Raw genomic sequence first — 13,397 nt, 5'->3', positions numbered from 1 at the left:
ATGTCAAAACCATATCATATAAAATCGATAACGGAATATCATAAGGTTATGGATTTGCAGAAGCCTGAACATCCCCTGATTAGTATTGTTCAATTTGAGGATATAAAGCATCAGCATGCTACCCCAATAAATATCACCAATGACTTCTATTCCATCGCTTTAAAAAGGGATTTTAATGCCAAATTAAAGTATGGTCAACAAGAATATGATTTCGATGAAGGTGTAATGCATTTTATGGCTCCTAGGCAAGTGCTTTCTTTTGAATTCAGAACGGATGAAGAAATCAATCATAAGGGGTGGTTATTACTGGTCCACCCCGATTTTCTTTGGAACACGCCGCTGTCGAAAAAAATAAAAGAATATGAATATTTTGATTATAAAATAAACGAAGCGCTACATTTGTCTGACAAAGAAGAAAAGTTGATTATTGGTGTGATGCACAGTATTGCCCAGGAATATCAAGCTAAAATTGACCATTTCAGTCAAGATGTAATCATCATTCAGTTGATGTTAATATTGACTTATTCCGAACGTTTTTACCAACGACAATTTACTACACGAAAAATTGCAAATCACACACTCTTAAGCCAGTTTGAAGAATTGCTGTCGGCTTATTATCGTCAAGAGAATTTTAGAGTCCATGCTATTCCCACCGTTCAGTATTTTGCAAATGAGCTGAATTTGTCTGCCAATTATTTAAGTCGATTGTTAAAACATCTAACAGGGCAAAGCACCAAACATTTCATTCAGGAGAAATTAATTGAATTGGCAAAAGAAAAATTGTCAACCACAGATCTATCAGTTAGCGAAGTGGCGTTTGAATTAGGCTTTGAGCACTTACAATCTTTTAGCAAATTATTTAAGAGTAAAACGGACCTTACACCTTCTCAATTCAGGCAATCCTTTAATTGATATCAATCACTACCGCCGACATGCTGCCTTTTTACAAGGGGAGGTGTACCGTATGGTGCTGCACCTATATAGGCCAGTAACGGCTACACTTCTCGCTCCAAAACTGGACTCCGTATGCAGTGAGTTGAAAGTCCATATATTCTTCTGTAGTTTTATAGGAAGGGATAAAGTATTGTATTAGCCGCTTGATTCTCTCTAAAATTTCGATATTATTGTGCAGCAGCCTTTTGACTCATTCGAAATTGTCGCTACTGGTTCGGTAAATATAAAGCTACTCATCATTAAAATAGGGAGATTGTAATGCACATTAAGCTCAAATCATTGGTATCCAAACTTCTCGTATTTATTATTTTCAGTACTACAGGATGTCAATATAATAGGGTCAATACGAAAAAACGACCCAATATTATCATTTTCTTCACTGACGATCAAGGATACGCAGATGTGGGTTGTTATGGGGCCGAAGGTTTTGAGACACCCCATATCGACCGTTTAGCTTCTGAGGGAGTTCGCTTTACAAATTTTTATGTTCCAGCTACTGTTTGCACGCCTTCCAGGGCCGGCCTTTTGACGGGTCGTTATCCTAAACGATACAATCTTCATGAAGCCGTTCTTTTTCCTTTTTCAGAGGGTGGGCTTTCCTTGAACGAGTATACGATGGCAGAAATGTTAAAAGACAATGGGTATACCACTTCCATTATAGGTAAATGGCATTTGGGGCATAAGGAGGAATTCATGCCCAATAATCAGGGTTTTGATCAGTTTTATGGGGTGCCTTATTCCAATGATATGGATCATTACTATTACAAAGATATTGACTTTCAATCACCTCCGCTTCCCCTTTATCGAAATAAGAAATTGATAGAAAGCGGCCCTGATCAAGATTATCTCACCAAAAGATATACAGAAGAGGCTATTAGTCAGATAAAGAGTAGGGGTAAAAAGCCCTTTTTTATGTATGTGGCTCAAAATATGCCTCATACACCTCTACATGCTTCTCCTGCTTTTAGAGGTAAAAGTGAAAAGGGATTATATGGTGACGTTATTATGGAGTTAGATTGGAGTGTAGGCGAGATCGTTAAAACGCTCAAAGAACAAAATATCTATGATAACACCATTTTTATTTTCACATCCGACAATGGGCCTCAAATCGGCTCAGCGAAACCACTTAGAGGTAAAAAAGCTCAAACATGGGACGGTGGACAGCGCGTGCCAGCCATAGTAGTTTGGCCCGACAACATTCCTAAAGGAATAGTGAGCAATGAGTTTACGACCTCTTTGGATTTATTTCCAACACTTGCAAAATTATCGGGCTCGAGGCTTCCTCATGATTTGAAATTGGATGGCTTGGATATTAGCAATTATCTTTTACATCCTGAATCCATTAAGTTGCCAGAACGTCCGTTTTATTTTTATGCACGAAACGGTGACCTGGAAGCTATTAGAATGGGTAAATGGAAACTTCATATTGAAAAATCATTGGGGTGGCCTTTAGATAAAAATGGTGCTTTTCCTGTTTCACTATACAACCTTGATGTGGACATAGGGGAGAAAAATAATGTGGCAGGACAATTTCCGGACGTGGTAGCGGAATTAACCCACAGGGTGAAGGAATTTGAAATGGAATTACAATAGAGGATGTATAACGGCACCCTACTGCCCATTCCATCTTTCCAATCGGTTGTATTATAATATCGGCCGGTGCGGACCAGGGTGATGAGCGGCTGTCGGCTTTCGGCTATCGGCTTAGCGTTCTCTATTTTTATAGCTTTTGTAATTAATATCGGCCGATGCGCACTAGGGTGGTTGTTGGGATAACGTTTCGTACGCTGAGCGGAGTCGAAGCGTAATGTCTTAATCCTTGTTATGGGGTTAGTACTGGCGGACCAGGTTGATGGGCGGCATTCGGCTGTCGGCTGTCGGCTATCGGCTTGGAGTTTAGTTTTTTTCATTAGTATTACTAATAATATCGGCCGGTGCACCGCTTTCGTTGCGTACGGCCTACGGCCTACGGCATACGGCTGTCAGCTTTCTGCTATCGGCTTTGCTTCTCTATTTTTATGACTGTTGTAATTTATATCGGCCGGTGCGCACCAGGGTGGTTGTTGGGATAACGTCTCGTACGCTGAGCGGAGTCGAAGCGTAATGTCTTAATCCTTGTTATGGGGATCGGACTGGCGGACCAAGTTGATGAGCGGCTGTCGGCTGTCAGCTTTCGGCTACCGGCTTTGCTTCTCTATTTTTATGACTGTTGTAATTTATATCTGACTGGCGCACTAGGGTGGTTGTTGGGATAACGTCCCGTACGCTGAGCGGAGTCGAAGCGTAATGTCTAAATCCTTGTTATGGGGTTAGTACTGGCGGACCAGGTTGATGGGCGGCATACGGCTGTCGGCTATCGGCATTCGGCTTGGCCTTTTCTTTTTTTATGATTGTTGTAAACAATATCGGCCGGTGCGCACCAGGGTGGTTGTTGGGATAACGTCTCGTACGCTGAGCGGAGTCGAAGCGTAATGTCTTAATCCTTGTTATGGGGATCGGACTGGCGGACCAGGTTGGTTGCTGGGTATCGATCGATGCTGACGCAGTCGGTCATCTATCAGTCTTAATCCTTGTTATCGTGGAAGTTGGTTGCTGGGATACGGCATCACGAATGCTAAGAAATACGCACTAGGTCTTAATCCTTGTTATCGTGGAAGTTGGTTGCTGGGGTGGAAACTCCAGTTTACGAAGGTAGAACCATAAGGGGTCTTAATCCTTGTTATCGTGGAAGTTGGTTGCTGGTTGACAACAATATCTTTCAATGTACCAGCAAAAGGAGGTCTTAATCCTTGTTATGGGGATCGGACTGGCGGACCAGGTTGGTTGCTGGGATGCTGAGAGACAGCAAATATGCTGCCGAGAAGTAGTCTTAATCCTTGTTATCGTGGAAGTTGGTTGCTGGGACCTTATTCATAAATCTTTACTACTATGACAACTATGTCTTAATCCTTGTTATCGTGGAAGTTGGTTGCTGGGTTCGAGTCCATGAAGGGGGCGAAAAACAAATTTTTGTCTTAATCCTTGTTATCGTGGAAGTTGGTTGCTGGGGAAGAAGCCTCTAAAGCTGAAGAGGCTCCGAAACGCAGAAGGGTCTTAATCCTTGTTATCGTGGAAGTTGGTTGCTGGGGCGCGCGTACAAAAGTGCGGTGCGTAAGGACCTGGTTAAGGTCTTAATCCTTGTTATCGTGGAAGTTGGTTGCTGGGCATTCCATAATGGAGTATCGGAGTTAAAAGCTTCCTCAAAGTCTTAATCCTTGTTATCGTGGAAGTTGGTTGCTGGGCAAAATCATCACCCACGGCGGAACATTTCACGCCGAGTCTTAATCCTTGTTATCGTGGAAGTTGGTTGCTGGGATAAGCTCGGACGAATTTTGGGATAAGTTCGAGTTTAGTGGTCTTAATCCTTGTTATCGTGGAAGTTGGTTGCTGGGACTATGTCTGTAGCCGCCTTGCTAAAGGCGACGTAGTCTTAATCCTTGTTATCGTGGAAGTTGGTTGCTGGGTTAATTTTAAATTTGTAGTATTATGCTTAATGAAATCGCTGGTCTTAATCCTTGTTATCGTGGAAGTTGGTTGCTGGGAGGCAGGCAGGAGTCTGAATATATCCTTAATCACCCGGGTCTTAATCCTTGTTATCGTGGAAGTTGGTTGCTGGGATTACGGGGTGAGTTTAGGTCTTTCACAAAAGAAGGTCTTAATCCTTGTTATCGTGGAAGTTGGTTGCTGGGTAATCTTGGGGACCAAGATTATGCTAACCAACACAACGGTCTTAATCCTTGTTATCGTGGAAGTTGGTTGCTGGGAGGCCGCCACGTGGTCTTCACCAAGAAAGTGGTCGAGAAAGTCTTAATCCTTGTTATCGTGGAAGTTGGTTGCTGGGCGTAGTGTTGTTGCATAACAGTATCTATCTTATAACCGTCTTAATCCTTGTTATCGTGGAAGTTGGTTGCTGGGAAGTAAAGTTTATTAAGCAAGGAACTTCGGTTACCATGTCTTAATCCTTGTTATCGTGGAAGTTGGTTGCTGGGTGGAACCAAACGAAACACCAGATTGGCTATTCAGCGGCGTCTTAATCCTTGTTATCGTGGAAGTTGGTTGCTGGGCTATGTACCGGCTTCAAACCGTCACGTACATCCGGTAGGTCTTAATCCTTGTTATCGTGGAAGTTGGTTGCTGGGGATGCAAGGGATCTTCGAAGGATCCCTATACATGATACTGTCTTAATCCTTGTTATCGTGGAAGTTGGTTGCTGGGAAATGAGTTCCGAAGAGTTTGAAAAAATTCATACTTGGTCTTAATCCTTGTTATCGTGGAAGTTGGTTGCTGGGGTCATTATGATGTTAATTTTCCTAACAACGTCTATGTCTTAATCCTTGTTATCGTGGAAGTTGGTTGCTGGGAGTACCAAGATTAACTCAAACCACTCAGGTGGTGGGGTCTTAATCCTTGTTATCGTGGAAGTTGGTTGCTGGGTCACATATCCACACGTTGGTTAGAAAATCAAGAAGAGTCTTAATCCTTGTTATCGTGGAAGTTGGTTGCTGGGATTAACCACAAACTCTTTTAAAATGACTACAATATAGTCTTAATCCTTGTTATCGTGGAAGTTGGTTGCTGGGTAGAAGTAGTTAAAGATATTCAAACGCTGCTAGATGGTCTTAATCCTTGTTATCGTGGAAGTTGGTTGCTGGGCATTTGGAAAAATTCATCCTCAAATACGAGGGGATTTGTCTTAATCCTTGTTATCGTGGAAGTTGGTTGCTGGGATCCCTAACGAGTTCGTTAGGTACTAATAGGTCTCCCGTCTTAATCCTTGTTATCGTGGAAGTTGGTTGCTGGGTTAATGAACCTATTTCGGTAGGGGACGCCCTCAAAGTCTTAATCCTTGTTATCGTGGAAGTTGGTTGCTGGGGACCACGAATAAAAAATAAGGGGAGGCTCCCTCCCCTTGTCTTAATCCTTGTTATCGTGGAAGTTGGTTGCTGGGACTTTAAACATAATAGATATGGCAGCACCTAAAGGTCTTAATCCTTGTTATCGTGGAAGTTGGTTGCTGGGGGAAATCGACATTGACGATGCCACATACAAGATGTTGTCTTAATCCTTGTTATCGTGGAAGTTGGTTGCTGGGTAAATCACTTGCACGCAACTAGTATTACCGACACCTAGTCTTAATCCTTGTTATCGTGGAAGTTGGTTGCTGGGAGCTGTTTTTGTAATTTATTGTTATTGAGTTGTTTAGGGTGGTAAATATTAAAATATTAATATTCAAAATGGTAAATTTTAAATCGAAAAATAGATACGCTGTTTAAAATTAAGGAATTGAAGGTAAAGTTTAAAGCTATAGCGGATTTATTTCTAGGGCTGTCCAGCCCCATTTTTTTCGGGTATAATCGTAGCTGACTAGCGCCGTTCCAGAATAGGATTTTTGAAGATTCATACCTTCAGCCATGTGGCGGGGTATTAGTACATCCTCTATTAATACCAATCGGCCCAATGCCTTGGGTATCCCAACAAAGGCTTTGCGGTGTATCGATGCAGGCTTTTCGGAGGTTTTTTTTACCCGCTTCACCTTATAAAAACTTTGATCATCCTTATCTATTTTTTCTAGATGTAGGCGCACCATGTCTCCAATGACCAGGGTTTCTTTAACATGGGCCAGGGAAAATCCACCGTGTATATTCGCGTCCACAAAATACTGCGCCGTGTTTTTGACAGGGTTAATATTCCAGATGATAGCAAATTGTTCCAAACCTTGATCCAGAATCAGGTTTTCAGCAAGGTCTTTGTGTGACGTATACCATTTAAGGTTACTACTGTGCTCGTCAGTGAGGACTTGATAGGACGGATTGCGCATGATCTGGACCAGCTCGGGGGTGATCTTCCAATGGTTTTGCCGACGCGTCTCCACAATTTTGTTAATTTCAACACGTGCTACCTGCCAGTTCCCTTTTTTAATGAGAAGCTGAGCCAATTTGAGTCGTATTTTAAGGGAAAATTTGTCAGGGACTTTACATAGGAGTGCTTTCGCATAACAGGATAGCTGCATCTCTTCCTGATCATGATAAAGGGTGGCCAAAAGATCCCATACCCAAAAATCGTTCGATTTCAGTTTGGCAAAAGGGATAAAGGCCCTTAAGGCCTCTTGCTCACGACCAACTTTTTGCAATAAGTTCGCATAATAGTAAAGCGCAAATTGCCATTTGGGTTGCTCCATGGTAGCCTTTCGCAATTGTTCGATAAAGGCTCCAACTTGTGGCGTATCATATGCATCCCGCTGCAAAATGGTCTTTGCAGTGGCTATATATGCCCGTTCGGCCAATGAGGGCATACGCTTTCCTTGCGAGGTTAGTTGCGGAGCGCAATCGCCGGCCTCAAAACTATCCCAACCCCAAATATTCATCACCGTAAGGAAATCAACAAAATTGGCACTGTTCTTGATTATGGCCTTTAGTAAATATTTGTTGGACGGTGCAGATCCGGGCACAACTACCTCTAAGATGGGTAACAACCATTCCAAATTTGGACTTTCTGCATCTTGAACTACAAATAGGTATTTGGCCAATTTCCAGCGAAATTGGTCATAGAAAATCGTTTCGGAAAGAGGGAGTTGCAAGTCGGCCAGTTGACCAATAAGCCCTTCCTTAGCGTCCAAGTCCTCATTTTCGGATTTAAGAATATCCAATAGCACCCATCCCATGGCCCGCTTGTTCCAAATGTTATGGGGCTGTGCCGTCAACAGCTCCTGAGCAAGTTGATAAGCGGCCGTGAGCTGGCCGTTCTTACGAAGGACATTTACATCCTTGGCAGTTCCCTCTATTATCTTGCTATTTGCTGTCATAATCCGAAAGATTTGATGATTAAAAAAATAAGGTATGTTTCGGTGCTGTGATGAGTTGAAGCTCAAATTCTTCACCAATGCAAGTGAGGCTGTTGAGCATATCTTCACCGACTGGTAAAATGAGAATACTATCCTGGTTCTGATAACAGTCGTTCATTTTGCGCAGCATTTCTATAATCTCTTTTTGAACTTTACGATGCAGTCGGGCAAAGAACACGGACTTCTGTACCCGAATGCAGCCTTTCTGTTCTAAGTACTTGGCCATAAGTCGCCTAATTCGGTTATTTTTGATGTCATACATGATAAAGCAATACATATCCTCAGAACGTTTAGGTTGACCATGACTACCCTTCAAAAAATTCAATAGGGGCTTGATGCCCTCTGGAACCTTGTGTTCCTCAATAGTACCGCTGGCCGTATCAGGAAGCGCGGGTAATGCGGCGGCGAGCCACCGCCTATTTAGCTCCGAAAAAGGGCGCTGCGAATAGGTTTGCTTTTTGGCCATACATCAATTGGATTGCGTTAAATAATCGATCAGCGGGATATCAATCGTCTTATTCTCCGGGAATAAATAATTGAAAATAACATCGTATAATACCGAGTTCAGCGCGGGGTCGGTACCGGTTTTGGGCGACTTGATAACCGAAAACCCTCGTTTACCATAAAACACATTGAGCTCCGCTAGTCGGTATCCTTGTTTGGCGCACACCTTTACCCCATACTGGATTTTGTTGAGCTGGCTTATTTCTAGATTTGCCGCTTTGCATAAGTCGGGAATCAGGTCCATAAATTCCAGCAAATCCTGAGGAACATATACGTCCTTCGCTCTTCGTACGAGCGCATTTGGGTTAATTTCCTTCAATATAGCCTTATAGGCCACCTCATTGAGCTCGTTCTGCGCTGTAGTAGGGCTCGCACTACCTTCCCCCAAAGGGTTGGTGTCGGCCTGTAGAGGTGCCGAGTTTAGTGGCTCCAACGACTGCCAGTCGATGGCCACTGGGGTAGGGTTGAAATATGCCTGAGGATCGTATGCCAAAAAACAGGCCCTGGAAGCATCATGGGTGCGTAGATCCAGGCTCCCGGTCAATCCAACTTTATCGGCAAATTCGGAGGCGAACTGCTTGTAAAGGGCTGAAAAAAGCGAAGGGTCGGTGATTGGAGTCTCCAATTGGCAAAACACCTTGATCCCCTCCCCACTAGGAGACACAAACGCCATAGCCACCACAGGGTTCGCTACAATTTGGTCTGGAATTTGGCCGTCTATTAATTCGATATGATCGATATCCAAAATGAAATAATGGGCGCTTAAAAAGGAGTCTAATCTTCTCACCCCACCATTAAAGACACTTCCTGCGATATAGGGCAATTTGGTTTTTGCTTTCCTATATGCGGCCTTGTCAATCGCCATCAGTTTGCGCAGACGACGCGTATCGCTCTCTAAGGAGGAGGGAATACGCCCAGTGACACACTCGAAAATATTTTCTAGTGTACAGTCTACCAGTACCTCTTGGCCACAAGTGATGGCTTCGCCGAAACTTAATGATGGAGTCGTCATAATCGTAATATTTAAGGTGAATATAATTTTAAACTCAAGTGAATTTTTTAAGCATCGAGGCGAAACGTTGTGCCTCAAGGTCGCAGTGGTTAATCCTCGACCGACTGATACCCTCCAAGTTCACTATTTCATAGAGGTAGTCGTTAAAGCTTTGTATCAATATTCTTTTCCCATGGGTATTAAGCCAAAAGTTTCCATTTTCAATATCGAAAAAGCTCTCAAAAACGACCTCTTGAACGCATAAATAGGTCACGACATAGTCGGCCCAGTGCCGGAATTGTTCTATGAAATCATACACCAAAACTGGACGGTTGTACTCGTCGCGGTGCATGACACCAATAGCCGGATCTACCCCCGCATGGATCAGTGCCGATTCACAAATGCCATACAACATCCCGTAGGCGTAATTGAGCAGGCAATTAAACATGTCCTGAGCAGGGCGTTTACTTCGTTTTTCAAAGCGATAACGCTTGGGAAGTACCTGGTTAATCCCCTCAAAATAGCTCCTGCTCATACTGCCTTCCAATCCCCGATAGGTAGCGAAAGTTTCAGAAAAATCATCGATCTGATGACACTTCATTTTAGCCAAATAGCGATCTATATTATTACAAAAGGGTTTTACGTCTTGGTCGGTTAAGATCTGCAATAGCTCCAATACTAGCTGCTGATTTTCGCCTTTTTGTATCAGTATTTTTGTGATCCATTCTATGCTTTCGATTCGCGTAGAAAAGGCTAGCTGGTTTTTACGAATGGTCGATATGGATCCAAATTTGGTACCCCATACTCTTCCTACAGGGTCGCCTTTGCGGTCTATAAAAAGCATATCCGTATTCTGCTGCAGGGCCGTTACGATTACCTCATAGGTCAGCTTGGTTGCCGGGTGCATATGGATGGTGCGAATTTCCTGAACCGGGATAAATGACTCGCGTTCAGGAGTCCTTACACAGTAGCGGCCGTTCCGTATGGTTATACTACTTCCCCTTTTGTTAAGCACTAATTGTGAGAATGTCATATTGCGTTTTTTATAGATGAACCAAATTTGCTTGCGTTAACGTTGGATAGGAGCTTGAACTGTCTAACTCCACATTCGTTAAGCCATTTCTGCCAAAAATATTTAAGCTTATCCAGCTCAAACTGATCGGTGGATTTGGCATTAAATCCAGCCACAACCAGTTCCATAGCAATCAGTTTGTTTTGGATAGGATAGATACCTAAGTCCTTAGCCTCGGCAGTCTTCTTCCAGTGGATACCGGAAAGGGACGACAAGAACCTCGACGACGTGTACCTGGTTTTTGAATGTACGGTATGCCAATCATTCTCAAAATCGAAATACCCATCCGTTAATAACAAAACCTTATTACGAGCCGTCTGGGCCAGGTGATTATTGATGCTTTCATTAAAAAACTTCCATATATCGACGCCAAAGTAGTCGGATGGCTGAGTTCCTTTTTGAGCCTGCTGGTACAAACTTTTGAGGGTTGCGGGTAATTGACATTTAAAGTCCATAAAACGACGATTTTTTTCTGCTACGGGTATGGCATTCATGTCCAATCGCAGGCGACGTTCATACGACTCGGCATTGAGCTTGCTTCCCCGTTGAGGAATCAGGATGACAGAAAAGACATCCTTTGACTTTACAAAAAACTGCTTACGAACCGATTCCTCAAAGCTTGAGAACATGGCCCCTATGGCAGCCAGGTCCTTCTCGGCCTGGCCAGGGGATAGGAGCCTGTCGGACAGGTCTAGGACGACCACAATGTTTGTGGGTGTTGTAGCGCAATAACCGTTGCTACTGATGAAAATCGTGATTACCACAAAAAGGATACGTAAAAAATTTGTCATAGCTGTATAAATTAAAGTGAATAATGAATGGTTTTGAAGGGACTTAAACTTCCACTGGAGCCGGATGTTCTTTAATATTCTCTTCATAAAACTGTTGCATAACGGCCTGGCATTCGTATTTGAGTGCTGCCCCGTTGCCCAGCCCGTTGATATAGGAAAGCCAGCCGTTATAAAAATCATTGACTGATTTTTCAAGCTCTGCCTTGCTCAGTACCAGGGTGTTCTGGCGGCTCTTTAGCTGCTTGATGTCCAAGAGGAGTTTTTCCATTTTAGCGCCTAAGTCTGTGAAATGCCCTTCAAATTCGTATACTAGCCTTTCCGCCTTACGTTTGAGGTCTTTTAAGTGGCGGATTTGCAGCGCTACCACTCTGTTGGCATCCTTTTTTTCAATCTCCTTTTTTAAGGCATGAATTAAAACTCCCCAGGCTATCGTGCCAATAAAGCCCATCATAATTACGATGTAAAAATCGGCACTGAGCCACCAATGGTGCTCGTTATCGGCAAATCCCGTCATCAATTTTACCTCATGAATTTTCTCCTCAATTTTATAAGCGATGAGCGCATCCAAAAAAAGTGTAATCAATACGGCAACTGTAACACTGGCAACCCGGGCGGTTTTTTGCAAAGTGCCAACCAGAAAGTCGAGCACAAAGGCAAACAAGAACAATAATATGGGCGCCACCCAATGAAAATCGAAGACAGTAAAAGCTTGTGGTACAAAGACACTTGAAAACAGCGTTTGTATCTCTATGTCGGCCCCTTCAAGTTCCGCTCCTATATTGCGGATCACGCCTGAATATACAGCACTGACATAAAAACTAAAGATGTAAACAGCGCCAAGGATTACACCAATGATTAGTTTCCAATACACGAAACGATTGATAGCACCGGCTTGGTAAAGGCCCAAGGCTTCGTCCTTTCTGACCTGCAAAATTTGCTCATCATAGTCAAGAATTTCGGCCTTGGTCCTTGGGATATCCACTTCGCGGACTTTCTTTTGGTCCGCTACTATATCTTCCGCTTGCTTTTCAAGTTCGACAATTTGCTCACGAATGGCCAGGTGATTCTTTTGCTGTTGCTCCACGTTAGCGTTCTCGTCGATGATGCGACCATTAAGAATCATGCGAAACAGGTTGGCCAATGCCGTGGCATCGCCTCTATGCCCTCCCGACTGCTCATAGCCATATTCGGACATGTTGACTCGTTGCGCCTGAGCCATGGGTAAGGCCAAGTCGGAAGGTGCTGCGACCGAGTGATTATTTGAAAGACTGTTGGCGACGGTAGTAAAGAAGGTTGTCATAATTGAAAAAAGTTTGGTGTGGAATATTAATTTCGATACAAAGGTGAATAGGTCAATTACGTATTTATTTCATTTAAGCAAATTTCCTTTCCTATAAATGATTCCTTTAATAGCCTTAATGATCATTTGTTTTCTTTTGATATTACAAACTAAATAGGCTACATTGCGGTTTTATTTCATTTGAGAAAATCTTGTTAAACTTTATTTTTTAAAAGGATGGCCAAAAAAGAAGGGGATGGTACGGTAGCCAAATTGAGGAGGATCATCATCATACATCAGGTATTACGTAATCAACGGAGCGGAAAGGTGATTTCGACCGCCTATTTGGCACAAAAATGTAGTGAACAGGGGTGGGCCTGTGATGTGAGAACGATGGCCGACGATCTGAAATTAATGAAAGACGTGCTCCATGCACCGCTACCAGCCCGAGCCAATAAGCATACGGGGTATTATTATACAGAACCCTATTCCTTGCTCGACTCCCTAGATAATTCCTACCATGGTCAGCTCAACGAGATCGTTGCCCTGGTACGGCGTTTGGCCAATGAGAAGGAATTTGCTGGATTGGAGGATTTGCTTTTAAGATTAGAACAACGGAACCAGATAACCACCGACATTGAAAAGAATGAGCTAATCAGTTTTGAAGAAGTAAAATTAAAGGGGAAAGACCAGCTACTACCCCTGTATCGACATATACAACAAGGAGATTTTTTGGTAATAGATTATCGCCCGTACAATCAGGAAAAGGAAATAAAAACGGTCTTTCCGGTCATGTTGAAAGAATATAATAGCCGGTGGTATGTGATAGGGTGCATATTCTGTTCTATACTGACCCCCTTCTGGTGATACTGACCCCTCTATAAATAGTTTTGGAGCGTAGACTCCAATGGTCTGACAATTTTACA

The 13,397-nt window shown here is 43.1% G+C and carries 9 protein-coding genes and 1 CRISPR repeat array; of the genes, 3 read left to right on the top strand and 6 right to left on the bottom strand.

Features of this window, described 5'->3' with window-relative positions; genetic code table 11:
• Nucleotides 1-912: a helix-turn-helix domain-containing protein gene (locus CLV98_RS13935; RefSeq protein WP_109674954.1), complete on the top strand. Its 912-nt coding sequence runs from the start codon at nucleotides 1-3 to the stop codon at nucleotides 910-912.
• Between the two features lie 300 nt (nucleotides 913-1,212).
• Complete coding sequence (locus CLV98_RS13930; RefSeq protein ID WP_109674953.1) at nucleotides 1,213-2,547, top strand: sulfatase family protein; 1,335 nt, start codon at nucleotides 1,213-1,215, stop codon at nucleotides 2,545-2,547.
• A 1,272-nt stretch (nucleotides 2,548-3,819) separates the two neighbouring features.
• Nucleotides 3,820-6,159: direct repeats of the CRISPR family, unit length 37 nt; unit sequence GTCTTAATCCTTGTTATCGTGGAAGTTGGTTGCTGGG.
• Between the two features lie 136 nt (nucleotides 6,160-6,295).
• Here the strand turns inward: CLV98_RS13930 and CLV98_RS13925 are convergent.
• The 6 genes from CLV98_RS13925 to CLV98_RS13900 are packed head-to-tail and all read right to left on the bottom strand — an operon-like array spanning nucleotide 6,296 to nucleotide 12,492.
• The gene (locus CLV98_RS13925; protein WP_109674952.1) at nucleotides 6,296-7,795 is read right to left on the bottom strand and encodes a tetratricopeptide repeat protein; all 1,500 of its coding nucleotides are present in this window, start codon (nucleotides 7,793-7,795) and stop codon (nucleotides 6,296-6,298) included.
• 19 nt (nucleotides 7,796-7,814) lie between these two features.
• Entirely contained in the window at nucleotides 7,815-8,300 is a 486-nt protein-coding gene (cas2, locus tag CLV98_RS13920) for a CRISPR-associated endonuclease Cas2 (RefSeq protein WP_109674951.1), read from the bottom strand.
• 3 nt (nucleotides 8,301-8,303) lie between these two features.
• Nucleotides 8,304-9,350, bottom strand: a complete 1,047-nt coding sequence (locus CLV98_RS13915; protein ID WP_109674950.1) for a CRISPR-associated primase-polymerase type B — start codon at nucleotides 9,348-9,350, stop codon at nucleotides 8,304-8,306.
• A gap of 34 nt (nucleotides 9,351-9,384) precedes the next feature.
• Entirely contained in the window at nucleotides 9,385-10,362 is a 978-nt protein-coding gene (gene cas1 / locus CLV98_RS13910) for a CRISPR-associated endonuclease Cas1 (protein ID WP_109674949.1), read from the bottom strand.
• A complete protein-coding gene (locus tag CLV98_RS13905) occupies nucleotides 10,359-11,192 on the bottom strand; it encodes a hypothetical protein (protein WP_109674948.1) in 834 nt (277 codons plus the stop codon). Before CLV98_RS13905 ends, cas1 begins: the two co-directional genes overlap by 4 nt.
• 43 nt (nucleotides 11,193-11,235) lie before the next feature.
• Entirely contained in the window at nucleotides 11,236-12,492 is a 1,257-nt protein-coding gene (locus tag CLV98_RS13900) for a hypothetical protein (RefSeq protein WP_109674947.1), read from the bottom strand.
• 216 nt (nucleotides 12,493-12,708) lie between these two features.
• Here CLV98_RS13900 and CLV98_RS13895 point away from each other — a divergent pair, with 216 nt between their 5' ends.
• Nucleotides 12,709-13,338, top strand: coding sequence for a helix-turn-helix transcriptional regulator (locus tag CLV98_RS13895; protein WP_109674946.1), 630 nt, complete (start codon nucleotides 12,709-12,711; stop codon nucleotides 13,336-13,338).
• The last annotated feature ends 59 nt before the right edge of the window (nucleotides 13,339-13,397 follow it).

This window comes from Dyadobacter jejuensis (assembly GCF_003149085.1).
Taxonomy (GTDB): Bacteria; Bacteroidota; Bacteroidia; order Cytophagales; family Spirosomataceae; genus Dyadobacter; species Dyadobacter jejuensis.
This window is presented reverse-complemented; position numbering and strand designations above follow the sequence as displayed.